The organism is Pseudoduganella sp. R-32, assembly GCF_049913245.1.
GTDB lineage: Bacteria > Pseudomonadota > Gammaproteobacteria > Burkholderiales > Burkholderiaceae_D > Rugamonas.
On sequence record NZ_CP183987.1, the window covers coordinates 5,713,864 to 5,738,603 of the forward strand.

General features: G+C 61.6%; 25 protein-coding genes and 1 other RNA gene. 18 read left to right on the forward strand and 8 right to left on the reverse strand.

Features of this window, described 5'->3' with window-relative positions:
* Positions 1 to 57 precede the first annotated feature (57 nt).
* From ssrS to ACN9MU_RS26160, 4 genes are all read right to left on the reverse strand, one after another.
* Positions 58 to 238: non-coding RNA, 6S RNA (ssrS, locus tag ACN9MU_RS26145), on the reverse strand.
* Between the two features lie 57 nt (positions 239 to 295).
* Positions 296 to 598 carry a cell division protein ZapA gene (locus ACN9MU_RS26150; RefSeq protein WP_057260583.1) on the reverse strand — a complete coding sequence of 101 codons (303 nt, stop codon included), beginning with the start codon at positions 596 to 598 and terminating at the stop codon, positions 296 to 298.
* Positions 595 to 816, reverse strand: a complete 222-nt coding sequence (locus tag ACN9MU_RS26155) for a hypothetical protein (protein WP_426164108.1) — start codon at positions 814 to 816, stop codon at positions 595 to 597. The genes ACN9MU_RS26150 and ACN9MU_RS26155 overlap by 4 nt, the downstream gene beginning before the upstream one ends.
* Positions 817 to 881: 65 nt before the next feature.
* Complete coding sequence (locus tag ACN9MU_RS26160) at positions 882 to 1,007, reverse strand: hypothetical protein (RefSeq protein ID WP_426164111.1); 126 nt, start codon at positions 1,005 to 1,007, stop codon at positions 882 to 884.
* 133 nt (positions 1,008 to 1,140) lie between these two features.
* Between ACN9MU_RS26160 and ACN9MU_RS26165 the strand changes: the two genes are divergently transcribed.
* The 11 genes from ACN9MU_RS26165 (at position 1,141) to ACN9MU_RS26215 (ending at position 10,995) form a co-directional block, all read left to right on the forward strand.
* Positions 1,141 to 1,821 (forward strand): response regulator transcription factor, encoded by a 681-nt coding sequence (locus tag ACN9MU_RS26165; RefSeq protein WP_426164113.1) that lies wholly within the window; start codon positions 1,141 to 1,143, stop codon positions 1,819 to 1,821.
* Complete coding sequence (locus ACN9MU_RS26170; RefSeq protein WP_426319048.1) at positions 1,818 to 3,212, forward strand: sensor histidine kinase; 1,395 nt, start codon at positions 1,818 to 1,820, stop codon at positions 3,210 to 3,212. The genes ACN9MU_RS26165 and ACN9MU_RS26170 overlap by 4 nt, the downstream gene beginning before the upstream one ends.
* A gap of 199 nt (positions 3,213 to 3,411) precedes the next feature.
* Positions 3,412 to 4,152: an N-acyl amino acid synthase FeeM domain-containing protein gene (locus tag ACN9MU_RS26175; RefSeq protein WP_426164118.1), complete on the forward strand. Its 741-nt coding sequence runs from the start codon at positions 3,412 to 3,414 to the stop codon at positions 4,150 to 4,152.
* Between the two features lie 5 nt (positions 4,153 to 4,157).
* A complete protein-coding gene (locus ACN9MU_RS26180; protein WP_426319049.1) occupies positions 4,158 to 5,051 on the forward strand; it encodes a ThiF family adenylyltransferase in 894 nt (297 codons plus the stop codon).
* Positions 5,052 to 5,375: 324 nt separating this feature from the next.
* Positions 5,376 to 6,188: a flocculation-associated PEP-CTERM protein PepA gene (gene pepA / locus ACN9MU_RS26185; protein ID WP_426319050.1), complete on the forward strand. Its 813-nt coding sequence runs from the start codon at positions 5,376 to 5,378 to the stop codon at positions 6,186 to 6,188.
* A 247-nt stretch (positions 6,189 to 6,435) separates the two neighbouring features.
* Positions 6,436 to 6,726 (forward strand): co-chaperone GroES, encoded by a 291-nt coding sequence (gene groES / locus ACN9MU_RS26190; protein ID WP_028101749.1) that lies wholly within the window; start codon positions 6,436 to 6,438, stop codon positions 6,724 to 6,726.
* Positions 6,727 to 6,764: 38 nt separating this feature from the next.
* On the forward strand, positions 6,765 to 8,411 hold the full coding sequence (gene groL, locus ACN9MU_RS26195; protein ID WP_426164125.1) for a chaperonin GroEL: 1,647 nt from the start codon (positions 6,765 to 6,767) through the stop codon (positions 8,409 to 8,411).
* A gap of 164 nt (positions 8,412 to 8,575) precedes the next feature.
* Entirely contained in the window at positions 8,576 to 9,178 is a 603-nt protein-coding gene (locus ACN9MU_RS26200; protein ID WP_426164128.1) for a PEP-CTERM sorting domain-containing protein, read from the forward strand.
* A gap of 102 nt (positions 9,179 to 9,280) precedes the next feature.
* Complete coding sequence (locus ACN9MU_RS26205; protein WP_426343631.1) at positions 9,281 to 9,739, forward strand: hypothetical protein; 459 nt, start codon at positions 9,281 to 9,283, stop codon at positions 9,737 to 9,739.
* A 3-nt stretch (positions 9,740 to 9,742) separates the two neighbouring features.
* Positions 9,743 to 10,372, forward strand: a complete 630-nt coding sequence (locus tag ACN9MU_RS26210) for a glutathione S-transferase family protein (protein ID WP_426164134.1) — start codon at positions 9,743 to 9,745, stop codon at positions 10,370 to 10,372.
* A gap of 2 nt (positions 10,373 to 10,374) precedes the next feature.
* Complete coding sequence (locus ACN9MU_RS26215; RefSeq protein ID WP_426343632.1) at positions 10,375 to 10,995, forward strand: hypothetical protein; 621 nt, start codon at positions 10,375 to 10,377, stop codon at positions 10,993 to 10,995.
* On the opposite strand, the gene ACN9MU_RS26220 is transcribed toward ACN9MU_RS26215, so the two are convergent.
* Both ACN9MU_RS26220 and ACN9MU_RS26225 read right to left on the reverse strand, forming a co-directional pair.
* Positions 10,973 to 12,208: an MFS transporter gene (locus tag ACN9MU_RS26220; RefSeq protein ID WP_426343633.1), complete on the reverse strand. Its 1,236-nt coding sequence runs from the start codon at positions 12,206 to 12,208 to the stop codon at positions 10,973 to 10,975. The two genes, ACN9MU_RS26215 and ACN9MU_RS26220, sit on opposite strands and share 23 nt — an antisense overlap.
* On the reverse strand, positions 12,208 to 12,732 hold the full coding sequence (locus ACN9MU_RS26225; RefSeq protein WP_426164143.1) for a PadR family transcriptional regulator: 525 nt from the start codon (positions 12,730 to 12,732) through the stop codon (positions 12,208 to 12,210). The genes ACN9MU_RS26220 and ACN9MU_RS26225 overlap by 1 nt, the downstream gene beginning before the upstream one ends.
* Positions 12,733 to 12,877: 145 nt before the next feature.
* Here ACN9MU_RS26225 and ACN9MU_RS26230 point away from each other — a divergent pair, with 145 nt between their 5' ends.
* Positions 12,878 to 14,296, forward strand: a complete 1,419-nt coding sequence (locus tag ACN9MU_RS26230) for a homospermidine synthase (RefSeq protein WP_426343634.1) — start codon at positions 12,878 to 12,880, stop codon at positions 14,294 to 14,296.
* 1 nt (position 14,297) lies between these two features.
* Positions 14,298 to 15,605, forward strand: coding sequence for an NAD(P)/FAD-dependent oxidoreductase (locus ACN9MU_RS26235; protein WP_426343635.1), 1,308 nt, complete (start codon positions 14,298 to 14,300; stop codon positions 15,603 to 15,605).
* 61 nt (positions 15,606 to 15,666) lie between these two features.
* On the opposite strand, the gene ACN9MU_RS26240 is transcribed toward ACN9MU_RS26235, so the two are convergent.
* Both ACN9MU_RS26240 and ACN9MU_RS26245 read right to left on the reverse strand, forming a co-directional pair.
* On the reverse strand, positions 15,667 to 17,541 hold the full coding sequence (locus ACN9MU_RS26240; RefSeq protein WP_426319056.1) for a glucokinase: 1,875 nt from the start codon (positions 17,539 to 17,541) through the stop codon (positions 15,667 to 15,669).
* An 84-nt stretch (positions 17,542 to 17,625) separates the two neighbouring features.
* Positions 17,626 to 19,233, reverse strand: a complete 1,608-nt coding sequence (locus ACN9MU_RS26245) for an alpha-amylase family glycosyl hydrolase (RefSeq protein ID WP_426336334.1) — start codon at positions 19,231 to 19,233, stop codon at positions 17,626 to 17,628.
* A 197-nt stretch (positions 19,234 to 19,430) separates the two neighbouring features.
* On the opposite strand from ACN9MU_RS26245, the gene ACN9MU_RS26250 reads away from it, so the two are divergent.
* The 5 genes from ACN9MU_RS26250 (at position 19,431) to ACN9MU_RS26270 (ending at position 24,730) form a co-directional block, all read left to right on the forward strand.
* On the forward strand, positions 19,431 to 21,059 hold the full coding sequence (locus ACN9MU_RS26250; RefSeq protein ID WP_426164154.1) for an oligopeptide:H+ symporter: 1,629 nt from the start codon (positions 19,431 to 19,433) through the stop codon (positions 21,057 to 21,059).
* Positions 21,060 to 21,161: 102 nt separating this feature from the next.
* Entirely contained in the window at positions 21,162 to 21,947 is a 786-nt protein-coding gene (locus ACN9MU_RS26255; RefSeq protein ID WP_426319058.1) for a substrate-binding periplasmic protein, read from the forward strand.
* A 180-nt stretch (positions 21,948 to 22,127) separates the two neighbouring features.
* Positions 22,128 to 23,096, forward strand: a complete 969-nt coding sequence (locus ACN9MU_RS26260) for an ABC transporter substrate-binding protein (protein WP_426164159.1) — start codon at positions 22,128 to 22,130, stop codon at positions 23,094 to 23,096.
* 13 nt (positions 23,097 to 23,109) lie between these two features.
* Complete coding sequence (locus ACN9MU_RS26265; protein ID WP_426319059.1) at positions 23,110 to 23,931, forward strand: ABC transporter permease; 822 nt, start codon at positions 23,110 to 23,112, stop codon at positions 23,929 to 23,931.
* Position 23,932: 1 nt separating this feature from the next.
* Positions 23,933 to 24,730: an ABC transporter ATP-binding protein gene (locus tag ACN9MU_RS26270; RefSeq protein WP_426319060.1), complete on the forward strand. Its 798-nt coding sequence runs from the start codon at positions 23,933 to 23,935 to the stop codon at positions 24,728 to 24,730.
* Positions 24,731 to 24,740: the final 10 nt, after the last annotated feature.

The window sequence follows — 24,740 nt, forward strand, 5'->3', positions numbered from 1 at the left end:
TCTGGGCGTAAAAAAACGGTTGCGCACCCTTGGGTGCTGGCAACCGCTTTTATGGAATGAGGCCCCGCCTGTGCCGTTATGCCGGCATCCCGAACCTTACGGTTCAAGGTGGTTGCAGTTAGTTCAACTTCGGGTTCATCAGACTAGTGACGCTCACGCCCGTCGAACAAATTTCCGCAACCGATGCGTGTAAATGGTTCAAGGAATATATGGCAAATCTCGAACACCGCAGGGTGACACGAAGTTTACTCCTCAAACGTTTTGCGGGAAAGGCCTTTAAGACAATTTTTGGGAATTAGAAGAGATTCTCTTGCGGGGTCAGCGCGTTGTCGAGCACCTTGTGCATGGCGCCCAGCTTCTCCTGCACTTCCAGCATCGACGGGCCGCCGTTGGCAGTTTTCGATGCCAGGAATTCCGCCGCCATGCCCAGCGCCGCCATCACGGCGATGCGGTCATTGCCCTTGACTTTGCCGGCGTCGCGGATGGCACTCATCTTTTTGTCGAGCAGGTTGGCCGCTTCGCGCAGCGCGCGTTCTTCATCGGCCTTGCATGCCAGCTTGTAGGGCTGGCCCATGATGGTCACGTCGACATGGATCATTGCGCATCCTCAGGAGTGTCTGCTTCGGCAGCGGGGATTTTGTCCAGCAGCGCCATCACGCGGGCATGCGCTTCGCCCAGGCGGCGTTGGTATTCAAGATTATCGGCTACCAGGGCTGCATTTGCCTGGCGCAACTGAGCGTTCTCACGGCGCAAGGTGTGCGCGAGTTCCGCCAGGCGGTCGATTTTATCGGAAAGTTCTTGGAAGTCTGCGATCATCCCGAAACTATATGGCCGTACGGTTGCACGGTCAACTTGGTGTTAAACATTCTTACGATTGTAGCTCATTTGAAAGGATGGCCCGCAATCTTGCGCGCCGCCGCTGCGATGTCGATGCACACGTCCTTGAATGCGCCGCCGATGTCGGCCAGGTCATTGCCTAGCTCCCTGAACCAGATGCCAAGGCTCATGATCCGTCTCCCGTGATTGAACCCCGCCATTACACCAAACGAAAATGACAGCTGGCCCACGCTTTGATTACAAAGCTGTAATCGAGCGCCGTTCGCATTGACGGCGCTTTGGCATTTCCTGACAATGCTGGGCATGAAAGCCCTACTGGTAGAAGACGAACAGCGGATCGCGAGCTTTGTATGCAGCGGATTGCGCGAACAAGGCATCCTGGTGGACCATTGCGAAGATGGGAACCAGGGCTATGACTACGCGCTGTCACGCCAGTACGACATCATCCTGCTCGACATCATGGTGCCGGGCCGCGACGGCCTGGCGATCCTGAAAGCCCTGCGCCGCGACGGCCGCGATACGCCGGTGATCCTGCTCACCGCGCGCAATGAACTGGACGACCGGCTGGAAGGCCTGAACCTGGGCGCCGACGATTACCTGGCCAAGCCGTTCTATGTGGAAGAACTGATTGCCCGCATCCACGCCCTGCTGCGCCGCGTGAGCGGCGAGCGGCAGAACGTGCTGACCGCCGGCCCGCTCAAGCTGGACCGCCTGTCGCGCGTGGCGGAACTCGATGGCCGCGAAGTAGAACTGACCAGCCGCGAATTCAACCTGATGGAATACCTGATGCGCGCCCCGGGCCGGGTGTATACCCGCACCCAGATCCTCGAGCATGTTTGGGGCTACGATTTCGACCCGCAAACCAATATGGTCGACGTCTGCATCCAGCGCCTGCGCAAGAAGCTGGCCTTGCCCGAACACGTAGCCATCGAAGCAGTGCGCGGCGTCGGCTACCGCCTGCGCAAGCCCGACGGCGAAGCATGACGCCGTCGCACCGCCCCTTCATCCGTTCGTACCGGCTGCGGGTGGCGCTGACGACCGGCGGCCTGGTCACGGCGGTGGTGGCCGTGCTGTTTGTCGCCGCCGCCCTGACCTTGCTAAACCGGCGCGCAGCCATCATCGACCGCGTCATGCTGGCCCAACTGGCCGGGCCGGGCTTCGGCGCTTCGCCGGTCCCGCTCTGGAATGCCATCGACGCCCACCTGAACGCCAGCTTCAGCGGCTTTGCGCCGGAAGGAGACGACGAGAAATTCGCCATCCTGCGCGCGGCGGACGATGCGCGCGGCGTGATTTACCAAAGCCCCAACTGGCCCGCTTCGCTGCTGGTGCCGGAAGCGAACGACAGGCAGCTGCGCACTTACTACGGCGGCGGCAGCCAATGGCGCATCGGCCAGGTCCGGCGCGGCAGCGTGCTGGTGCAGATGGGCGTCAACACCACCCTGTCGGAAGCGCAGCTGGCCGTGTCGATCAAGCGCTTCGGCGCATTCGTGGTCGTGCTGTGCCTGATCGTATGCGGCGTGGCCTGGTACCTGGCCGGGCGCGCCATGCGTCCGATCGAGCACCTGAGCAGCGTGATGGAGCGCATTCGCGCCAGCGATTTGCGCCAGCGCGTGGCGGCCGACGAGGAGGTGCAGGAGTTCGAGCGCCTGGTCACGGTGTTCAACGACATGCTGGACCGGCTCGAGCGCAGCTTCCTGCAGTCGGCCCGCTTCTCCGGCGACGCCGCGCACGAACTGCGCACGCCGGTCTCGATCCTGCAGGGCGAGCTGGAACGGGCCTTCGAACGCGCCGCCGCCTATCCGGAACTGGAACAGTCGCTGGCCGACATGCTGGACGAAGTGCGCCGTCTCGACAACGTGGTGCGCAAGCTGCTGATGCTGTCGCGCGCGGACGCCGGCCAGCTCCAGATACCGATGCAGGCGCTCGACCTGGTGCCGGTCCTGCGCGAACTGGCCGACGACCTGGACCTGATGGCGCCCGAGCGCCCGCTGCGGCTTGACATGCCGCCGCGCATGCAGGCGCAAGGCGATGCGGACCTGCTGCGCCAGGTACTGCAAAACCTGGTCAGCAATGCCGTCAAATACGGCGTGCCGCAAGGCTGGATCGCCATCACCGGCCGCCGCACCGCCAGCGGCTGGCAGATCGACGTGGCCAACGCCTCCGCCGGCATCGCCATCGAGCAGCGCGACCGCCTGTTCGACCGCTTCTACCGCGCCGGCCATGCCTACAACCGCCGCGTGGCCGGCGTGGGACTGGGCCTGGCCCTGGCGCGCGAGATCGCCCGCGCCCACGGCGGCGAACTGCGCCTGTCCGACTGCACCTCCAGCGAGGTGACGTTCAGCCTGTCCCTGCCTGCAAGCGCAAGCGACAACTGACTAGCATTTCAGGCATATCAAGCTCCCAAGAAATATAGCCGTCCGGAAATGCCAAACACCCTTCGTTCATAGAGAGGACGTGCCGGCACGCCCTTCCCGCGCACGCTTGCATGAGCTCCCGTTGCGACAGCAAGCTGAACTTGTCATTATTTATTTACGAAAAGACCACAAATTCTGACAAGTTTTGCTGGGAGGGACTATGCAGTACAAGCAGGTCGAACGGGTCGACGCTGCGCTGGACGCAACACGCACCGACGACCCCTTTCGCGATGACCGCTTGCTGGCGGAAATGCAGGACATCGTCACCGGGGAGAACACCTTCGGCATCAGATTAGTCGACACGCCCGAAGGGCGTAGCAAGGCTAGCATGCTGATCCACAAGATGTACGCCTGGCGTGGCCTGGAGGGCACCCATGCACTGACCGATGACCCGAACCGCGTCACGCTCATGGCGCACAACCGCGACGAAGCAGTCGGCACGCTGACCCTGGGGCTGGACAGCCCATCCGGCATCCTGGCCGACCAGCTGTTCCGCGCCGAGATCGACGCCTTCCGGGCGCGCGGCAAACGTGTCTGCGAATTCATCAAGCTGGCCTTCGACATGGGGCCAAAATCGAAGAGCTACCTGGCAGCGCTGATCCACCTGGCCGTCATGTATGCCTACGACATCCACCGCTACGACGTGCTGTTCATCGAAGTCACGCCGCGCCATCGCCAGTTCTACCAGCGCATGCTCGGCTTTCGCCAGCTTGGCGAAGAGGTCGTCAATCCGCGCGTCAACGTGCGCGGGGTGCTGATGCACATCGAACTGTCGTACATGAAGGAGCAGATCCGCCTCCATGGCGGACAGCCCGATTCCGAGGAACGTTCCTTCTATCCCCTGTTCTTCTCGCAGCATGAAGAAGCGGGAATCATCAACCGCCTGCGGGAACAGGAATAATCGCCATGGCCGAATCCAACACCGAACGCCGCTTCGATTACGAGCAAGCCTTCTCGCGCAATATCGGCTGGGTCACCGAAGCGGAGCAGCAGGCACTGCGCAACAAATGCGTGGCGATCGCCGGCGTCGGCGGCGTGGGCGGCGTGCATTTGCTGGCCTTGGCGCGCATGGGCGTGGGCGCCTTCCACCTGGCCGACTTCGACACCTTCGACATCCCCAACTTCAACCGCCAGGCCGGCGCCTTCATGTCGACGCTGGGCCAGCCCAAGGTGGAGGTGATGGCGCGCATGGCGCGCGACATCAACCCCGAAGTCAAGATCCGCACCTTTCCGCAGGGCGTCAACCAGGGCAACCTGCGCGATTTCCTGCAGGGGGCGGACGTGTATGTCGACGGGCTCGACTTCTTCGCCTTCGAGGCGCGCAAGCAGACCTATGCCATGTGCGAGGCGCTGGGCGTGCCGGCCACTTGCGCGGCGCCGCTGGGCATGAGCGTGGCGGGCCTGAACTTCGTGCCGGGCGGGACGACCTTCGAAGAGTACTTCGGCTGGGGCGACCTGCCGGAGCTGGACATGGCAATCCGCTTCCTGGTCGGCCTAGCGCCGGCCGCCCTGCATCGCAGCTACCTGGTGCCGGGCGGTATCAACCTGGCGGAGCGGCGCGGCGCCTCGACCTCGATGGCTTGCCAGCTTTGCTCGGGCGTGGCCGCCACCCAGGCCGTCAAGATGATGCTCAAGCGCGGCAAGATCCTGGCCGCACCGCATGGCTTCCAGTACGACGCCTATCGCGACAAATTCGTCTACACCTGGCGACCGGGCGGCAATAGCCATCCCCTGAACTGGCTAGCAATTCAGTTAGCCAAGCGCAAATTCTCGGCAATGCTTGCCGCGCAGTCGAAATAAATGCAGTTTAATTTTAAATTAATACTCACGCCGAGCGCGGCATAAAAAGTCACACAAAATATCAAAACATGCGAATGCTCACCAAATATATCATCCAAGTCATTGAATTTGCTACTTAATCTTGAGAAGCTACATGTCGGAATATTTTACAGAGCAGGCCGCGCAGCGCAAACAACATGGTTTGAAAGTTAATACTAAGTTTTTGTTTTTCGGCCGCATTTTAAATGTGGCATATGTATTGCTTTGATAAAGATCATGACCTGAACAAATTTAATGCTCAGTCATCCCAAAACTGGTGCTTTATCCTCTCAACGGAGAAATGTAATGAAGATTCTCACACCTAGCGTTCGCGGCCTGGCCGCCAGCATGCTGCTAGCGTTTGGCGCTCTGGCAACTGGCAGCGCTGCCGCTGCACCCTCCTTCCAGGTGGACCCAACGGGACTGGCACCTGCCGGCAACATCTTCACCGCCGACGCCATCAACGGCGTGTCGTCCGCGCGCGTGGCCTATACCGGCGTGGGCAACAATTACGTGTCCAACGGCTACATCGTGTTCAGCGGCTTTTCGCTGAATTCGAACAACGTGTCGACTACGGATACCCGCGTCAACTTCGACTATGGCTTGTATGCCACGTTCCACCAGGACTTCTCTTGCAGCGGCATTCTTGGCCCGGGCGTTTCCTGCACCCCGACCGCGCTGTCGCTGCAGCTGTGGGCCGACGTCGGCAACGACAACACCTATAACCAGGCCGTGGTCGGAACCGATCCGTCCATTAACTTTGCCGGCGCCCAGACCCAGCTGGCCTGGTCCGACTTTGCCTACAATGGCGTAGGCGGCATCGACAACCTCGGCGGCGTGTTCCAGAACGTCACCATGAGCTGGTTCCTGACTGCGGAAGGCAAAGCCTACTTCTTCGACCCGGATCCGTTCTACACTGCCTCGTTCGCAGCATTCAACAACACCACGCAAGGCGTCGATTGCGATACCGTGGATTGCACCAACGCCCTCGACATTGCCATCACGCAGGAAGGCGGTATCCTCGATTTTGTCGCCCCCGTCCCTGAACCGGGCGTGCTGGGGTTGCTCGGCATCGGCCTGCTCGGCATGGCCGGCGTGCATCGCCGCAAACAGCATTGATCTGCGTGCGTGACCATGATGGGACCGGCGACGGTCCCATTTTTCTTTTATAACTGCCCCGCTTTACCCCCTCCCCGCCACTCGCGCGCCATGCCGTTGCATCTCTGGCATGATTGATATCAATTCAACGCTTGACCAAGCGCAAAGAAATTCCCTTGAAAAGGGAAAGTGTCGTCCCTATAATTGTTGGCACTCGTTAGCCGAGAGTGCTAACAACTGTCAATAAACCGAGTAAAAGGAGTTTTGTATGAACCTTCGCCCTTTGCATGACCGCGTCATCGTCAAACGCCTGGACCAGGAAACCAAGACCGCGTCCGGCCTGATCATCCCTGATGCAGCCGCTGAAAAGCCGGACCAGGGTGAAGTGCTGGCAGTTGGCAACGGCAAAGTTGCTGACAACGGCACCGTGCGTGCTCTGGAAGTGAAAGTGGGCGACCGCGTTCTGTTCGGCAAATACGCCGGCCAAGCCGTCAAGGTAGACGGCCAGGAACTGCTGGTAATGCGCGAAGAAGACATCATGGCCGTGGTACAGAAGTAATCACAGCCCCCTAGATACAGAATTCAGGAGAAACAAACATGGCAGCTAAAGAAGTCATTTTCGGCGATTCCGCACGTTCCAAGATGGTCGAAGGCGTGAACATCCTCGCCAACGCAGTGAAAGTCACCCTGGGCCCGAAAGGCCGCAACGTGGTGCTGGAGCGCTCCTTCGGCGCCCCAACCGTCACCAAGGACGGCGTTTCGGTCGCCAAAGAGATCGAACTGAAAGACAAGCTGATGAACATGGGCGCGCAGATGGTCAAGGAAGTCGCTTCCAAGACCTCCGACAACGCCGGTGACGGTACCACCACCGCAACCGTGCTGGCCCAGGCCATCGTCCGCGAAGGCATGAAATACGTTGCCGCCGGCATGAACCCGATGGACCTGAAGCGCGGCATCGACAAGGCAGTTGCTGCCACCGTCGAACAGCTGAAGTCCATCTCCAAGCCATGCACCACCTCCAAGGAAATCGCCCAGGTTGGCGCGATCTCCGCCAACTCCGACGCATCGATCGGCGAGCGCATCTCCGAAGCGATGGAAAAAGTGGGCAAGGAAGGCGTCATCACCGTTGAAGACGGCAAGTCCCTGCACGACGAGCTGGACATCGTGGAAGGCATGCAGTTCGACCGCGGCTACCTGTCCCCATACTTCATCAACAACCAGGAAAAGCAAGTTGCCGTCCTGGAGAACCCATTCGTCCTGCTGTGCGACAAGAAGATCTCCAACATCCGCGACCTGCTGCCAGTACTGGAGCAAGTAGCAAAAGCCGGCCGTCCACTGCTGATCATCGCTGAAGACATCGAAGGCGAAGCACTGGCGACCCTGGTGGTCAACAACATCCGCGGCATCCTGAAGACCTGCGCAGTGAAAGCTCCTGGCTTCGGCGACCGTCGCAAGGCCATGCTGGAAGACATCGCCATCCTGACCGGCGGCCAGGTAGTGGCTGAAGAAGTCGGCCTGACCCTGGAAAAAGCCACCCTGGCAGAACTGGGCCAAGCCAAGCGCATCGAAGTGGGCAAGGAAAACACCATCGTCATCGACGGCGCAGGCGAAGCTTCGGCCATCGAAGGCCGCGTGGCACAGATCCGCACCCAGATCGAAGGCGCGACCTCCGACTACGACCGCGAAAAACTGCAAGAGCGCGTGGCCAAGCTGGCCGGCGGCGTTGCCGTGATCAAGGTTGGCGCAGCCACCGAAGTCGAGATGAAAGAGAAGAAGGCCCGCGTTGAAGACGCACTGCACGCAACCCGCGCAGCTGTGGAAGAAGGCATTGTGCCAGGCGGCGGCGTAGCCCTGCTGCGTGCCCGCGCTTCGCTGAACGTGAAAGGCGACAACGCCGACCAGGACGCCGGCATCAAGATCGTGCTGCGCGCCATGGAAGAGCCACTGCGCATGATCGTCACCAACGCCGGCGAAGAAGCTTCGGTGGTTGTGAACGCCGTCCAAGCCGGCACCGGCAACTACGGCTACAACGCTGCCAACGGCACCTACGGCGACATGGTTGAAATGGGCGTGCTGGACCCAGCCAAGGTAACCCGTTCCGCTCTGCAGAACGCAGCCTCCATCGCTGGCCTGATGCTGACCACCGACTGCATGGTTGCCGAAGTCGTAGAAGACAAGCCAGCCGGCGGCATGGGTGGCATGGGCGGTATGGGCGGCATGGGTGGCATGGACGGCATGATGTAATCGCCGACAGCCTCACAGCTGACTAAAAAGCCTGCAAGGTTTGCGCCTTGCAGGCTTTTTCTTCATTGAGATACATCATTTCCCCTATGCGCAAAAAGAAGCCGGCAAATAACCGTGCTACAATCACAATAACTTTTACGCAACCTTCATTTAATTTCGACAATATGAAGAAACTTCTGACCGCCCTCCTGTTTGCCGTCGCAGGCACCGCCTATGCGGGCCCGATGGAATTGATCACCAATGGCAGCTTTGAAAAGAACGGCGTCGCCGCTGGTTCCTGGACCATCAAGTCCGCGCTGGACGGATGGAGCGTCGGCTCAAAAGGCGTTGAAGTGCGCAATAACGTGGCCGGTACGGCCCAGGACGGCGGCAACTTCCTGGAACTGGATTCCTCGGTCAATAGCTGGATCAGCCAGACCATCGACACCGTCGCCGGCGGCAGGTACAACCTGTCTTTCTACTACGCCCCGCGCGAACACACATCGGCCGCCACCAACGGCATCGACGTGCTGTGGAACGGCAATCTGCTGAAGCACGTCGAGCAGGACAACTTCACCTCGAAGACCAATTGGTTCAAGATTGAGTTGTCGATGTTTGCCGTCGGCAGCCTGTCGAACCTGAGCTTCCAGGCTTCCGGCATCAGCGACAGCATCGGCGGTTCGCTCGATAACGTCTCGCTGAAAGCCGTACCGGAGCCTGCAACCATCGCCTCGATGCTGCTCGGCCTGGGCATGATGGGCCTTGCCCTGCGCCGCCGCAAGCAGTAAGCGTCCACTCTGCGTATCCCGAAAGCCTGCCTGGTTCACGCCTCGCAGGCTTTTTAATTCTGTTAGTATTGGCGCACTTTCACCGCATGGTCGTGCCAAGCAATGTCTTCCTCCCGTAAATCCGCCATCGCCGGCGCCGTTGCCGGCCTGCTCCTTGCAGGTATCGGTGCCTGGTATGCAAGCAATCACAACATCCATGCAACTGCTGCGCCGATGGCCGCTGCGGCGCCTGTGGCCATGCCAGCAGCGAAAGCAAACCTGAGCCGCGACCAGGCGGTTGAAAAACTGATGGCGCTGCCGGAGCTGAAACGGCTGGCGGACGCCATCGAAAAGCGCAGCGGCGGCGAGCGCCATGGTGCGCTGCTTGAAACCGATCCGGCGCCGCGCGACGTGAACGGCAGCCCTTATTACCAGCTCATTTTCGTGGAGAACGGCGACGACATGGCGCAAGCTGTGGCCAGCTTTCTGGTCTCGCACGTGAACGGCGATATCCTGGTTGAAGACGATATCAGCGGCGAGCTGATGTCGCTCGATCAATGGGGCAAAGGCTTGAAGGACTAGACCATGTACACCCTCTATTACGGCAAAGGTGCAGCCAGCCTGGCGATCCACGCGGCGCTGAAAGAGATCGGCGTGCCTTACGAACTGGTGGCAATCGACCTTGAAGCGGGCCAGCAGCGCAGTCCTGAATACCTGCGCATCAACCCGCAAGGCAAGGTGCCTACCCTCCTCATCGACGGCAAGCCCTTCGCCGAATCGGCGGCCCTGATGCTGATGCTGGCCGAACGCCACCCGCAATCGAACCTGGCGCCGCCTGCCGGCTCGCTGGCACGGGCCGAATGGTACGAGTTGATGGTGACGCTGGCGAACAGCCTGGGCAACAATTTCCGCCTGTGGTTCTACCCGTCCGACCTTGGAAGCACGAATGACGACAGCGCGCTGCGCAGCGCAATCCGGCAGCGGATTGAAGCGACGTGGGCCACGCTCGATGCCCGCCTGGCCGATAATGGCCCCTACCTGCTGGGCGAAACGTTTTCCGGCGCGGACCTGATGCTGACCATGTACATGCGCTGGTCGCGCAACATGCCGCGTCCTGCAACTGCCTGGCCGGCATTGCAACAATATGCCGACATGATGCGCGCGCGCCCAAGCTGGCGCCACATTACGGAAGTTGAAGCATTAACTGGATGGTAAAGATGTTCAAGAAGTTGTTTGCGGCGTTCAGCGCCAAGTCAAAAGTCCGCGCTGACGCGCCGTACGGCACGGAAGAGTTAAACACCGTGCACAAGATGCTGTTCGCCGACGATGCCGGCCAGCTCTTTGGCGAAGCTCCCGACGCGCGCGTGGTGCAAGCCATCGCACAGGACGCAAGCGAAGAATCGCGCGTGCGGCTGCTGGCTGCGCACTGGCTGCGCGCCAACGGCCATGCCCCGGCCGCGCCGGAAGTGCTGGGCGTGGTGATCGAAGTGCCGCTGGACGGCAGCATGGACACCCTGGCGGCCTACGCCGACGGGCGCGTGCGCTACATCAACCAGACCGGGCGCACCGCTGTTTTCGAAGGCGCGCCGGCCGACGTGGCGGCGCAGGCGAAAACGCTGGTGGCAAGCGCCATCCCGGCCTTCATCAAGGCTTCGCCGCAAAGACCGGTGTATGCGCCGGGCCCGGGCCAGTTGCGCTTCACCTTCCTGTCGCAGGACGGCAATCGCGTCACCGACGGCTTCTTCAGCGACGTCGTGCGCGATGAACTGGCCAAGCCCGTGCTCGAGCAAGGCCAGCGGCTGCTGGACCTGGTGGTCAAGCAGGGGAACGCGCAGTAAGCGGGACGTGCGCGCTCTGCACGCGCCCGATCCACCACACCGAGAACACGATAAGCACCGAGGCAATGACGCCGATGGTGCCGTATCCCAGCAAGCGCCCTGTCGCATCGGTATGCACCAGCAGGCCGCCGGCAAAGGCGCCAATCCCCGTTCCCATCTGCTGGACCGCCGCGTTCGCGCTGAGGAAAGCGCCGCGCCGCTGCGGCTCGGGGATGGTGGTCAGCAGCGCCTGCAACGGCACGAAGCGGCCCGACATGGCGACCATGAAGAATGGGAAGAACAGCATGATCGCCAGCAGCGGGATGTGCGGCATATGCGTCATGAACAGCGTCGGCGCAATCGAGAACAGCGCTACCCAGCGGAATACGCGTTGCTTGCCGGCCTTGTCGGACCAGCCGCCAATCAGGCGTGAGCTGAACAGGGTCGCAATGCCGCCGCACAGGTAGACGTAGCTGATCTGCGCCGGTTCGATGCCCAGGTTCCCGACCAGCATGGGCGAAATGAAGGGGATCACCATCATGCCGCTGACCGTCACCACAAAGCACAGCAGGAAACCGCGCAAGTGGGCGCCCACCGTGAACAGGCCAAACAGCTCGGGCAGCACGCGCGCCAGCGGTACCGGCGCGTTGGCCAGGTGCGCAGTCATCGCAGGCAGGGTGCGCGCAGCGACCAGCCACACGACCATCGACAGTACTACCAGCAGATAGAACGGCGACTGCCAGCCGAAGTGCGCGCCAAGCATGACGCCGATCGGCACGCCCGCGATCGCGGCCATGCTGAAGGAAGTCATCACGACGCCGGTGGCGGCGCCGCGGCGTTCCTGCGGAATCAGGTCGGCGATGATGGACATGCTGATCGCCCCCAGCACGCCGCCGGTCATGCCGGCAAAAGCTCGCGACAGCACCAGAACATGGAAGTTCGGCGCCAGGGCGCAGGCCAGGTTCGACAGGTTGAACAGCATGAACACGGTCAGTTGCAGCTTCTTGCGGTCAAAGCGGTCGGCATAGGTTGCCGCCAGCAGGCCGGAAAGCCCGGCGCACCAGGCGTAGGCCGATACAGCGCCGGAAACCTGGGCGGCGCTGATGGTGAATGCCTTCATCAATTGCGGAGCAAGCGGCATCATGACCATGAAGTCCATGATGACGGTGAATTGTATGAACGCCAGCAGCCACAGGACTGTGCGTTCGCGTTGCGGAGTGAGTGTCTGGGTCATCAGCTGAGTTGGTTAATGTCGTTGATGGCGCGCTTGAGGATAGCGCGAATTGCGTCGACGTGCTCGCGGCTGGCACGCGGGCCGCGGCCGCGGGTGATGACGGCGTCTTTCAGGGCATGCATCAGGGTGCGCAAATCGCCCCCGTCTTCCCCCCTCGCGTTTTCCACCAGGCGCGCCATGTAGGCGTCCACCATATTGCGGTTCTCGTCGAGGAACTGCTGCCCTTCCGGCAAGACCGAATACAGCTTCTTGTTGCCATCCTTGACGATGTCCACATGGCCCATGTCGGCCATCATCGACAGCAGCGGGTAGATCGCGCCCGGGCTGGGCGAGTAGCTGCCGCCGGTCAGCGTTTCCAGTTCCTTGATGATTTCGTAGCCGTGGCGCGGCTTGTCGGCGATCAGTTGCAGCACGACGTAGCGCATGGCGCCAGCGTCAAACATCTTGGGCCCGCGGCCGCCGCCGCGCTGGTGATGGTGGTGTTCATGGTGCAGCCGGTGGTGGCCGCGGAAAAAATGGAACATGGCTTTCTCCGGGAAAGTTAAGATATATCTCAGTAAGACATATCTTAACTCATTTTTTGCAAAATGCAAGAAGCTTGAAATGTTAAATCCCGCATGGAAGCCAACCGGCATGCGCCCCACAATGGCCTCACTTAGGGGAGATAGGATGGAAAACCATAAACAACACGGCGTATTGCCAGGGCGCCTGCTCATGCTCGGCTTCGGCAGCATCGGCCAGGCCGTGGTGCCCTTGCTGTTTCGGCATTTCGGGCTGGAGCCGTCCCAGCTCACCGTCGTGTCGCGCGGCCCGGACAAGAGCGGCGTCGCCGAGGAATATGGCATCGACTACCAGGCTACGCCGCTGCAGGAGGGGAGTCTCGAGAGTATCCTCGATCCCCTGCTGCGCAAGGGCGACTTCCTGCTAAACCTTTCGGTCGACGTGTCGAGCCTGGACCTGATCCGCTATTGCTGGCGGCGCGGCGTCCTTTATCTCGACACATGCACGGAACCATGGAAGGGGTTTTACGATGACGAAGAGCTATCGTTGTCGCAGCGTTCGAACTACGCGCTGCGCGAGGCAGTGCTGGCCTTCCGCCTCGACAAGCGCCACGGCGCGACAGCCGTGGTGACGCAAGGCGCCAATCCGGGCCTGGCCTCCGTGCTCGTCAAACAGGCGCTGATGAATATGGCGCGCGACCAGCGCCTCGAAGTGGCGCGTCCCGACTGCTACGAAGACTGGGCCAGGCTGGCGCACCAGCTGGATATCAAAGTAATCCACATCGCCGAACGCGACACGCAAGTCTCCAGCCGCCGCAAGGCGCGCGACGAATTCGTCAACACCTGGTCGGTGGACGGCTTCGTCAGCGAGGGCTTGCAGCCGGCGGAGCTGGGCTGGGGAAGCCATGAGAAGCATTGGCCGGCCGATGCCGCCCGCCACGGCTACGGCAGCGACGCCGCCATTTATCTGAAGCGCCCCGGCATTGCCACGCGCGTGCGAAGCTGGACGCCGCTCGAGGGGCCTTATCACGGCTTCCTCGTCACGCACGCCGAGTCGATTTCGATCGCCGACCACCTGACGCTGCGAGAAAACAATGAAGTGGTATACCGCCCTACCGTACACTATGCCTACCATCCCTGCGACGACGCAGTGCTGTCGCTGCACGAAGTGGCCGGCAAGAACTGGCAGCAGCAAAGCGAACAGCGCATCATCGGCAAGGAAATCGAAAGCGGGATGGACGAACTGGGCGTGCTCCTGATGGGTAATTCGAAAGGCGCCTACTGGTTCGGTTCGCGCCTGGGCATCGAACAGGCGCGCGAACTGGCGCCGCATAACTCGGCGACTTCGATGCAGGTGGTGGCGGGCATCCTGGGCGGCATGGCGTGGGCCCTGCGCAATCCCGATAGCGGCGTGGTGGAGCCGGACGACATCGACGACCAGCTGGTCATGGAAATCGCCGCGCCCTACCTGGGCGAGCTGGTTGGCGTATATGGCGACTGGACGCCCCTCAAGGAGCGCAGCGGCCTGTTCGACGAGCCGCGCGACCTGGAGGATCCCTGGCAGTTCCTGAACTTCCGCGTCACCTGATATGGGCACGCTGCTGCGCAAAGAACTGGGCGTCATCGAGAACTCATACTATGAGGCGAGCGTGCAGCGCGCCGCTGCCCTGCCCCCGTTGGCAGGCAGCACCAGCGCGGACGTCTGCGTGATTGGCGGCGGCCTGGCCGGGCTGTCCGCCGCACTGGAGCTGGCGGAACGCGGCTATTCCGTGGTCTTGCTGGAAGCGCAGCGCCTGGGCTGGGGCGCGTCGGGCCGCAATGGCGGGCAGGTATTGCCCGGCTTCGGCAACGACGGCGAGTCCGCCATCGAGCGCCAGTTGCCGCGCGAGGATGCGCGCCGCGCATGGGACGCCTCGGTGGCAGGCGTGCAGCTGCTGCGCAAGCGCATCGACAAGTACGGCATCGATTGCGACTACAAGCCCGGCGCACTCAGCCTGGCCGTCAAGCCGGGCAAGATGCGCGCGCTGGAAGCCTGGGGGCGGCATGTGGAAAAAGCCTACGCTTATCCGCTGCACTGGATTTCGCCGCACGAGATCGGCCGATGGATCGACAGCCCGCGCTTCCATGCCGGCGTGGCCGACATGGGCGGCGGGCATGTGCATCCGCTCAAGTACACGCTGGGTCTTGGTCGCGCGGCGATGGCAGCCGGCGTGCGCGTCTTCGAGGATTCCCCGGTATTCCTGCTGGAGCGCGGCAATACGCCGCTTGTGCACACCGCCCAGGGACAGGTGGCCGCGCGCTTTGTTGTGCTGGGCGCGAACGTCTATCTCGCCGAGTATGGCAACCTGGTGCCGCAGGTGAGTGCGCGCATCATGCCGGTGGGGACGTATATCGTCGCCACTGAAGCACTCAGCAAGGAACATGCAGACAGCCTGCTGCCGCGCCGCAGTGCCGTGTCGGACACCAATTTCGTACTGGATTACTTCCGCTTCAGCGCCGACCACCGGCTGCTGTTCGGCGCCGGCGACAGCTACAGCGCCAAGACGCCGGCCAACCTGGTCGAACGCATCCGGCGCCGCATGGTCGCCGTGTTTCCGCAACTGGCGGACGTGGGCATCGATTACGCGTGGGGCGGCTTCATCGACATCAGCATGAACCGCGCCCCGGACCTGGGGCGGATCGGCCACAACATCTATTACATGCAAGGCTTCTCAGGCCACGGCTTGGCCTTCACCGGCATGGCCGGCCTGCTGGTGGCGGAAGCGATTGCAGGACAGGCCGAGCGCTTCGACATCTTCGCGCGCATCAAGCACGCCCCCTTCCCCGGCGGCACGCTGCTGCGCACGCCGGCGCTGGTCTTGGGCATGCTCTACTTCCAGATGCGAGATCTATTTTGAAAGTCGGGGTCAGGTCTGGCAATCCGCCAAAATGGCGGATTGCCAGACCTGACCCCGACTTTCAATTATCAAGGTGGGAGATTTGCAGGCGGCGGCTTTCCTGCACCACGCCGTTGGCTTTGTGCTCCAGCACCAGTTCGGCGTTTTGCTCGTCCAGCGAGATGCCGACTGACAGGATGTCGATCAGCAGCAGCTGCAGGATGCGCGAAATCATCGACAGGAAGGCGCTGCTGTCTTCCGTGTGGTCGACCGCCAGGCAAACCGTAGCCTTCTTGGCCAGCGGCGATTGGCTGCTGGTGATGGCGATGACGTCGGCCCCGGCGTTGCGGGCTGATTCCACCGCTTCAACCAGCTCCGGCAGCTTGCCGGAATTGGAAATCGCGATCACCACGTCCCCCGGCTTCAACAGTTCGGACGCAAGCTTGAACAGGTGGGAGTCGCCGTAGGCGGCGGTCGGAATGCGGAAGCGGAAGAACTTGTGCTGGCCATCCAGGGCTACCACGCGCGAGTTGCCCATGGCGTAGAACTCGACCTTCTTGGCCTTGGACAGCAGCTCGATCGCGCGGTCCAGCGAGTGCACGTCCATCTGGTCGCGGAACTTCAGGATCGCGGAGACGGTATTGTCGATCACCTTGGCGCTCAGGTCGTGCGTGCTGTCGGATACGCGCACCTGGCTGTGACGCACCGGAATGGCGCCGGTCAGGCTGGACGCAAACTTCAGCTTGAAGTCGGCCAGGCCCTGGAAGCCCAGCGAGCGGCAGAAGCGGATCACGGTCGGCTGCGATACTTCCGCCAGCCGTGCAATGTCGGCGATCGGTTCGTTCAGCACCAGGCGCGGTTGCTCGATCACCAGTTGCGCAACGCGCTGTTCGGCCGGGGTCAATTCCGACTTCAGCGACTGCACGCGTTCCATCAGGGTGTTGGCGCCGGTGCGGCCGCGCAGGTGTTCGGACAAGATCGTGGCGACGCCGTAGAACGCCGGGTTCGGCGTGGTGATGACATACGTCGGAATGTCGGCCAGGTAGGACGAGAAACGGCCCTTGGCTTCGAAGCGGCTGCGGAACGGCGACTCCTTGAACCATTCGCCCATGCGAGGCACGATGCCGCCGCCGATGAAGATGCCGCCAAACGAACCGAGCGTCACCGCCAGGTTGGCTGCGGCGCCGCCCAGCATGGCGCAGAAGCATTCCAGCACTTCGAGGCAGAGCGCATTCCTGTCTTTCAGCGCGCCGGCGATGATCTGCTGCGAGGTCAGGTCGCGCACGCTTAGGCCGTTGCGGCGCGCCAGCGCACGGTAGATGATTTCCATGCCGGGGCCGGAAATCAGGCGTTCGTTCGACACGTGCGGCCAGGTCTGCCAGGCGTATTGCAGGATCGCGTATTCACGTTCGTCGGCCGGCGCAAAGTTGGTATGGCCGCCTTCAGAACCAAGGGTCACGAAACCGTCGGTGGTCGGGATCACGCCAGAGCAGCCCAGGCCAGTACCGGGGCCGAGCACGCCGATCACCGAGTTCTGCGCCGGCGAGCCGCCGCCAACCTGCATCAGGTCTTCCGCCTTGAAGCCTGGGATCGCCATCGCCAGCGCCGTGAAGTCGTTCACCACCAACAGGGTATGCAGGCCCAGTTCACGCCGCACTTCGTCGGTGGAGAACTGCCAATCGCGGTTGGTCATGCGGATGTAATCGCCATGCACCGGGTTGGCCAGCGCCAGCGCGCCGTGATTGAGGTTGATGTCGCCGTGATCCGCCAGGTAGTTGCGCAATAGCGGGACGATGCCGGTGAAGTCGTCGCACTGCAGCACCCGCACTGCCTGGAACTCGCCAGGTGCGGTTTGCAGCGCCAGGCGCGCATGAGTGGCGCCGATGTCAGCCAGCAGGCGGGGGCCGTCCGCAAAAGCGGATCGGTTAGCTTTTGGGTCTGCCTCTATCTGTTTCATTGTCTTTTAAGTATTAGATAACGCCTTAAAGGCGGGAGGATACCCGAAAAACAAGGCCCCGTGCGTAGACGGGGCCTCTTATATTTATACTACGTAGCCAAACCAGGCGCCGTAGCCTGGCAACTGGACCTCTTCGCCGGCCACTTCGCCCGGAAGGCCCGGCTGCTCCAGCTTTTGCGCCCCCTTGGCTGCCGGCAGCGCGAAATTGACCGGCGCCGCGCCGAGGTTAAACAGCGCCAGCACGCTGCGCTGCCCTTCCAGGTCGCGCCGCAGTGCCAGCACCGGCTCCGGCGCGTCGTAGAACACGATGTCGCCGCGCGTCAGCTGCGGCATGGTCTTGCGCCAGGCGATCATTCGGCGCGCGAAGTTCAGCGGCGAATCCGGGTCTTCTTCCTGCACCGAGGCGGCGATGGCCCTGTGCTCCTCCGCCACCGGCAGCCACGGTGTGCCTGAAGTGAAACCGCCGTGCGCGCCAGTGGTCCAGGCAATCGGGGTGCGGCAACCGTCGCGCCCCTTGAACTCGGGCCAGAAAGTCTTGCCGTAAGGGTCCTGGATCAACTCGTACGGTACATCGGCTTCGCTGAACGCCAGCTCATCGCCCTGGTACAGGCAAGGCGTGCCTTTCAGCGACAGCTGCATGGCCAGCACCAGCTTGGCGAAAGCTGCCTGGTTGCTCATGCCGTTCCAGCGCGTCACCACGCGCACGGCGTCGTGATTGCCGACCGACCAGGATGGCTGGCCGTCCTTGACGCGCGCCTTGAAGTCTTCCACCTGCTTGCGGATATGGCCTGCGCTGCTGTCGGCAGTCAGCAGGTTGAAGCTGTAAGCCATGTGCAGCTTGTTGCCGCCGGCGGTGTATTCGGCCATCACGGCCAGCGAATCGTCGGCGCCCACTTCGCCGATCGCCACCGCGCCGTATTCGTCCAGCAGCAGGCGCAGCTTTTCCAGGAAGGCCACGTTTTCCGGCTGGCTCTTGTCGTGGATGTGCGCCTGCATGCCGTAGGGGTTGGCGTCGCTCACGGTGGAAGTGTCGCGCACCAGGGCCGGCGGGTTGCTGCGCAACTGGCGGTCGTGGAAGTGGAAGTTGCAGGCATCCATGCGCACGCCGTCGACGCCGCGCTTCAGCCAGAAGCGCAGCGCGTCGAGGTGGGCCTGTTGCACTTCCGGATTATGGAAGTTCAGGTCCGGCTGGCTGACCAGGAAATTGTGCATGTAATACTGCTTGCGGCGCGAGTCCCACTGCCACGACGAGCCGCCGAACACGGACAGCCAGTTGTTGGGCGGGTTACCGTCCGGCAGCGGATCGGCCCAGACATACCAGTCGGACTTGGGATTGTCGCGCGAGGAACGGCTCTCCTTGAACCATGGATGGTCTTCGGAAGTGTGCGACATGACCTGGTCGATCATGATCTTCAGGCCCAGGCTGTGGGCCTTGGCGATCATGCGGTCGAAGTCGGCCAGTGTGCCGAACATCGGGTCCACATCGCAGTAGTCGGCCACGTCGTAGCCGAAATCGCGCATCGGGGATTTGAAGAACGGCGAGATCCAGATGATGTCCACGCCCAGCTTGGCGATGTAGTCGAGGCGATCGGTAATGCCATTCAGGTCGCCGATGCCGTCACCGTTGGTGTCCAGGTAACTGCGCGGATAAACCTGATAAATGATTGCTTCTTTCCACCAAGGTGTGCTCATATTCCTCATCCCGAGTCAAAAACAGTTATGTAGATAATATACATGATGACTGCGGGAAGTTCAAATACTATGAATCCTTAAAAATCAATGACTTACAATTTTTCTCGTAGTTAAACTACATGTAAGTGAAACCTGTAGTTGCCAACACAGATGCGTTCGCATAGCATCGCGCCCATTATTTGAAATCGGGAGACCTCATGTCGACGCAAGAACTGGAACAGGGTAACGGGCCAATGCCCCGGCAAATCCCGTACATCATCACCAACGAGGCTTGCGAGCGTTTCAGTTTTTACGGCATGCGCAACATCCTGGTGCCGTTCCTGATCAGCACCCTGCTGCTGTTCATCCCTTCCGAGCATCGCGCCGGAGAAGCGAAGCATGTGTTCCACACCTTCGTGATCGGCGTGTACTTCTTCCCGCTGCTGGGCGGCTGGCTGTCGGACCGCTTCTTCGGCAAATACAATACGGTATTCTGGTTCTCGCTGATCTACTGCGCAGGGCACGCCTGCCTGGCGCTTTTCGAGAGCAACCTGAATGGCTTCTACTTTGGCCTGTTCCTGATTGCCTTCGGCTCGGGCGGCATCAAGCCGCTGGTAGTCTCCTTCGTCGGCGACCAGTTCGACCAGACCAACAAGAAGAAAGCCAAGGTGGTATTTGACGCCTTTTACTGGAGCATCAACTTCGGCTCCTTCTTTGCGTCCCTGCTGATGCCGATCTTCCTGAAGGACTTCGGCCCGGCCGTCGCGTTCGGCATCCCCGGCATCCTGATGTTCGTCGCCACCCTGGTGTTCTGGGCCGGCCGCAGGAAGTATGTCCACGTGCCGCCGTCGGAGCCAAGCAGCGAATCGTTTTCACGTGTCACCCGCACCGCGCTGATGTCGGCTGCACCGGGCCAGTCCCGTCCCGGCTTGACCGTCGCGGTCATTGGCGTCATTGCCGCGCTGGTGTCGCTGGCGATGACCCCATCCTGGGGCTTCGTGATCGCGGCCTGCACAGCGCTGGTGCTGCTGATCTCTTTCGGCGGCATCGGGACCTCGATGCAGCTCGAGCGCGCACGCGGCAAGCATAGCGATGAAGCGGTGGACGGCGTGCGCGCCGTGCTGCGCATTTTCATCGTGTTCGCCCTGGTGACCCCGTTCCACTCCCTGTTCGACCAGAAAGCGTCAACCTGGATCGTTCAGGCGAACGATATGGTGCACCCGACCTATGAACTGCTGGGCTGGTCCTTCAGCTTTGTGCCGGCGCAGATGCAGGCGCTAAATCCGCTGCTGGTCATGCTGCTGATTCCATTTAATAACATCGCGCTGTTCCCGCTGCTGCGCAAGCTGGGCATCGAACCGACGCCGCTGCGCCGGATGGGCGCCGGCATATTCTTCGCCGCACTGGCCTGGGTGGTGATCGGCACGCTGCAGGTGCTGATGGATGGCGGCTCGCCGGTGTCAATGGCCTGGCAGATCCTGCCTTATGCATTGCTGACCTTTGGCGAAGTACTGGTGTCCGCAACGGGCCTGGAGTTCGCGTATTCGCAGGCGCCCTCCTCGATGAAGGGTGTGATCATGGCACTGTGGTACCTGGCGATCACCGTGGGCAACCTGTGGGTGCTGATTGTGAACGCGGGCGTGAAGAACGACGCCGTGTCCGCCTACATCAAGACCACCGGCTTCTCGGTGATGGCCTTCCAGATGTACTTCTTCGCCGTCTTCGCGGCACTGGTGGCCGGCTGCTTCGCCCTTTACGCGATGCGCTACAAGATGGTGGATTTCTACCGCAAGGATACGGAACCGCAGGTCTGCTACGGCTCTGCGCCCGAACCGCAAAAGGCATGAGCAAAGGGGCGCAGCGCAGCGCCGTACTAGCCAGCAGTCTCTTTGCCTTGTATGCTGTCTGCTACAAATTGAAGGATGGTGGACTTTTACCGGCTGATACGGATGAGCATCCTGCGCGCCCTGGTTCTATGCCTGGCCATGACGGCCTCCCTCGCCCACGCACAGGTGGTCGAACTGCGCGTAGCCTTCGAGGATAAGGATACTTACGACCATACCGGCGCCGGCACGGCAATTCCTGATAATCCGGGAGTCGCAGTAGAAATGGTGGCAATGCTGCCTTCCCGCGTGCCTCGCCTGAAGATTCAATTTTCGCGCAAACCATGGGCACGCTGCCTGGCGGAACTTGAGGCCGGCGCCGTGGATGCCGTGTTCTCCAGCAGCTTCAAGCCAGAGCGAACGAAGATGGGCGTCTACCCGATGCGCGATGGCAAGGACGACAGGCGCTTTCGGATCGACACCAAGACGTACAGCCTGTACCGCCTGATCGATTCACCGCTCCATTGGGATGGCAAGCGCTTCTCGTTTCCACCAAGGCTGGTCGCCATGCGCGGCTACGCCATCGTTGACGACCTGCGCAAGATGGATATCCAGGTGAACGAAATCAGCAGCTCCGAGGACGCCTTCCGCATGCTGCTGGCCGGCCGTGCCGACGGCTTGGCGCAGTTGAGCGACGTGGGCGACTACGTGCTGCGCAAGAATCCCGTGTTCGCGCGCATTGTCAAAGTCTCCCCGCCGCTGGCCAGCAAGGATTACTACTTGCAGTTCAGCCACCAGTTCCAGCAAAAATATCCTGAGCTGGTCACCGAGGCCTGGAAGGCACTGGCCGATATCCGCCAGGGTGAACATGAACGGCTGACGGCGAAGTACCTGAAGCAGTACGCCGACTAAGCATTGGCGAAAATCCGCACAAGGCGCGGATGGAATTCCGGAATTCCGCCACGCCACAGCGGGCCCGCGCCAGCCGCCAAGGGCTGCGCACCAATAAAATCAAGCACTTGCCGAATTCCAATTTTCTGGCACGGAAGCTGCTATTAGCTGGTCAAAACACCCCTTATCCAGGAGACCAGCATGACCAAGCTTAAACTCGCATCCCTCTTCGTGGCCGCAGCATTCGCTTCCGCCGCCAACGCCCAGGAAGTTGTCCGCCTCGGCAACCTGAAATTCGCCCACTACGGCGCCGTCTCGTACATCAAGGAAATCGCACCGAAGTGCGGCATCAAGGTCGAAGAACACGTCTTCGCCAAGGGTCCTGACGTGATGCAGGCGATCCTGGCAGGCGAGCTCGATGTCGGCGCCACCGCATCGGAGGCCGCCATCCAGGGCCGCGCCAATGGCGCCCCGATCTATGTCGTCGCCGGTTTCGCCAAAGGTGGCGCGCGCCTGGTCGCGCGCCCCGACAGCGGCATCAAGGCGATCAAGGATTTGAAGGGCAAGAAAGTCGGCGTGACCCGTGGCGGCATCCACGAAGTGCTGCTGGCTGCCGAACTGGCGCAAGCCGGACTGACCTTCTCCGACCAGCCGGGCAAGGACGTGCAACTGGTGTTCCTGGCCTTCGCGGACCTGAACCAGGCCCTGCTCGGCAAGAACCTGGACGCGATCATGCAATCCGAACCGCAATCCTCGCAAGCCATCAACAAGGGCTTTGGCGTGGAAGTCATGAAGCCGTATGACACCCCGATCGGCGAACCAGTCCGCACCATGGTCATGAGCGAGAAGTTCTACTCGACCCGCCGCGCTACCGCCGCCAAGTTCATGAACTGCTTCGTACAGGCCACCAAGACCTTCATCGACGACAAGCCAACCGCAGAAAAATACGTGCGCAACGTGATCTTCAAAGGCCAGATCACTTCCGACGACTTCCAGGACGCGATTGCCAACTCGCCGTACACCTACGACATCTCCCCGCAGCACATCCAGGTCACCACCGATGTGATGAACAAGACCGGCGTGGGCAAGATGCGCAAGGCGCCCGTGGCTTCCGAGTGGGTCAAGACGGACCTGCTGGACGAAGCCAAGAAGAGCCTGAACATCAAGTAAGGCGAGGCACATCATGGCAAAACTGAATTTGCGCCAGATCGCAGCGGGCTCCGTGGTGCCCGTGCTGGTGATCGCATTGTGGCAGGCTAGCGCATCGCTGGAGTGGATCAACCCGCAAGTGCTGCCCTCGCCATGGGCAGTGGTCACCAAGTGGGTGGAATACCTGCTGCCGCTGCAGCCTTACGACCCGGCTGCCAGCTCCTGGTTCGCCTGGGCGCTGTCCGGCGAGCTGATTGGCGACACCATCAGCAGCATGTACCGCGTGCTGGTCGGCTTCGCTGTCGGCGCCGGCCTGGCCTTGCCTTTCGGCCTGGTGATGGGCTCGAGCAAACGGATGTACGACTGGCTCAATCCCCTGCTGCAGGTGCTGCGTCCGATTCCGCCCATCGCCTACATCCCGCTGGCGATCCTGTGGTTCGGGCTGGGTAACGCGCCAGCTGTGTTCCTGATTGCGCTGGGCGCCTTCTTCCCGGTGCTGATGAACACCATCGCCGGCGTGCGCCACGTGGACGGCATTTACATCCGCGCCGCCCGCAACCTGGGCGTCAGCCAAAGCACCATGTTCATGCGCGTGATGCTGCCGGCAGCCGTGCCTTACATCCTGTCCGGCGTGCGCATCGGCATCGGTACCGCCTTCATTGTGGTGATCGTTTCCGAGATGATCGCCGTGAACAACGGCCTGGGCTTCCGTATCCTCGAAGCACGCGAGTACTTCTGGTCGGACAAGATCATCGCCGGCATGATCAGCATCGGCCTGCTTGGCCTGGCGATCGACATTGGCATGAACAAGCTGAATAACCATCTGCTGCGCTGGCACCGCGGCCTGGAGAACTGAGATGAGCGCAACCCATATCGACGTCAAGGGCGTCAACAAGGTATTCAAGACCGACAACCGCGAAGTGGTGGCGCTGCGCGACATCAACCTGCAGATCCCGCAAGGCCAGTTCGTCTGCCTGCTGGGCCCATCGGGCTGCGGCAAGTCGACCCTGCTGAACGCCATCGCCGGCTTCTCGCTGCCGTCGAGCGGCGAGATCACCGCCGACGGCCAGTTGATCACCGGCCCGGGCCCGGAGCGCGGCATGGTGTTCCAGGAATACGCCCTCTTTCCATGGATGACGGTGGAAAAGAACATCGCCTTCGGCCTGGAAGTCAAAGGCATGGCGCAGGCGCAAATCAAGCAGCGCGTGGACCAGCTGCTGCAGATGCTGTCGCTGTCCGACTTCCGCAACCGCTATCCGAAAGACCTGTCGGGCGGCATGCGCCAACGCGTGGCGATTGCGCGCGTGCTGGCACTGGACTCCCCGATCATGCTGATGGACGAGCCTTTCGGCGCACTGGATGCACTGACCCGCCGCAACCTGCAGGACGAGCTGCTGCGCATCTGGTCGGAGCTGAAAAAGACCATCATCTTCGTTACCCACAGTATCGAAGAAGCGATCTACCTGGCCGACCGGATCGTGGTCATGACCTATCGCCCTGGCACCGTCAAGCGCGACATGATCGTGGAGCTGTCGCGCCTGCGCGATCCCGCATCGGCCGACTTCAATGCCTTGAAGCGTGAACTGGGCGCGCTGGTGATGGAAGAACAGCAGCGCCACCACAGCGACGAACTGCGCATGGCTGCGGTGGACTAGAATTGCGCTT

What these genes read in the sequence shown, in the direction of transcription:
- ACN9MU_RS26150 (WP_057260583.1), bottom strand. Translation starts at nt 598, where the DNA reads ATGATCCATGTCGACGTGACCATCATGGGCCAGCCCTACAAGCTGGCA.
- ACN9MU_RS26155 (WP_426164108.1), bottom strand. Translation starts at nt 816, where the DNA reads ATGATCGCAGACTTCCAAGAACTTTCCGATAAAATCGACCGCCTGGCG.
- ACN9MU_RS26160 (WP_426164111.1), bottom strand. Translation starts at nt 1,007, where the DNA reads ATGAGCCTTGGCATCTGGTTCAGGGAGCTAGGCAATGACCTGGCCGAC.
- ACN9MU_RS26165 (WP_426164113.1), top strand. Translation starts at nt 1,141, where the DNA reads ATGAAAGCCCTACTGGTAGAAGACGAACAGCGGATCGCGAGCTTTGTA.
- ACN9MU_RS26170 (WP_426319048.1), top strand. Translation starts at nt 1,818, where the DNA reads ATGACGCCGTCGCACCGCCCCTTCATCCGTTCGTACCGGCTGCGGGTG.
- ACN9MU_RS26175 (WP_426164118.1), top strand. Translation starts at nt 3,412, where the DNA reads ATGCAGTACAAGCAGGTCGAACGGGTCGACGCTGCGCTGGACGCAACA.
- ACN9MU_RS26180 (WP_426319049.1), top strand. Translation starts at nt 4,158, where the DNA reads ATGGCCGAATCCAACACCGAACGCCGCTTCGATTACGAGCAAGCCTTC.
- pepA (WP_426319050.1), top strand. Translation starts at nt 5,376, where the DNA reads ATGAAGATTCTCACACCTAGCGTTCGCGGCCTGGCCGCCAGCATGCTG.
- groES (WP_028101749.1), top strand. Translation starts at nt 6,436, where the DNA reads ATGAACCTTCGCCCTTTGCATGACCGCGTCATCGTCAAACGCCTGGAC.
- groL (WP_426164125.1), top strand. Translation starts at nt 6,765, where the DNA reads ATGGCAGCTAAAGAAGTCATTTTCGGCGATTCCGCACGTTCCAAGATG.
- ACN9MU_RS26200 (WP_426164128.1), top strand. Translation starts at nt 8,576, where the DNA reads ATGAAGAAACTTCTGACCGCCCTCCTGTTTGCCGTCGCAGGCACCGCC.
- ACN9MU_RS26205 (WP_426343631.1), top strand. Translation starts at nt 9,281, where the DNA reads ATGTCTTCCTCCCGTAAATCCGCCATCGCCGGCGCCGTTGCCGGCCTG.
- ACN9MU_RS26210 (WP_426164134.1), top strand. Translation starts at nt 9,743, where the DNA reads ATGTACACCCTCTATTACGGCAAAGGTGCAGCCAGCCTGGCGATCCAC.
- ACN9MU_RS26215 (WP_426343632.1), top strand. Translation starts at nt 10,375, where the DNA reads ATGTTCAAGAAGTTGTTTGCGGCGTTCAGCGCCAAGTCAAAAGTCCGC.
- ACN9MU_RS26220 (WP_426343633.1), bottom strand. Translation starts at nt 12,208, where the DNA reads ATGACCCAGACACTCACTCCGCAACGCGAACGCACAGTCCTGTGGCTG.
- ACN9MU_RS26225 (WP_426164143.1), bottom strand. Translation starts at nt 12,732, where the DNA reads ATGTTCCATTTTTTCCGCGGCCACCACCGGCTGCACCATGAACACCAC.
- ACN9MU_RS26230 (WP_426343634.1), top strand. Translation starts at nt 12,878, where the DNA reads ATGGAAAACCATAAACAACACGGCGTATTGCCAGGGCGCCTGCTCATG.
- ACN9MU_RS26235 (WP_426343635.1), top strand. Translation starts at nt 14,298, where the DNA reads ATGGGCACGCTGCTGCGCAAAGAACTGGGCGTCATCGAGAACTCATAC.
- ACN9MU_RS26240 (WP_426319056.1), bottom strand. Translation starts at nt 17,541, where the DNA reads ATGAAACAGATAGAGGCAGACCCAAAAGCTAACCGATCCGCTTTTGCG.
- ACN9MU_RS26245 (WP_426336334.1), bottom strand. Translation starts at nt 19,233, where the DNA reads ATGAGCACACCTTGGTGGAAAGAAGCAATCATTTATCAGGTTTATCCG.
- ACN9MU_RS26250 (WP_426164154.1), top strand. Translation starts at nt 19,431, where the DNA reads ATGTCGACGCAAGAACTGGAACAGGGTAACGGGCCAATGCCCCGGCAA.
- ACN9MU_RS26255 (WP_426319058.1), top strand. Translation starts at nt 21,162, where the DNA reads ATGAGCATCCTGCGCGCCCTGGTTCTATGCCTGGCCATGACGGCCTCC.
- ACN9MU_RS26260 (WP_426164159.1), top strand. Translation starts at nt 22,128, where the DNA reads ATGACCAAGCTTAAACTCGCATCCCTCTTCGTGGCCGCAGCATTCGCT.
- ACN9MU_RS26265 (WP_426319059.1), top strand. Translation starts at nt 23,110, where the DNA reads ATGGCAAAACTGAATTTGCGCCAGATCGCAGCGGGCTCCGTGGTGCCC.
- ACN9MU_RS26270 (WP_426319060.1), top strand. Translation starts at nt 23,933, where the DNA reads ATGAGCGCAACCCATATCGACGTCAAGGGCGTCAACAAGGTATTCAAG.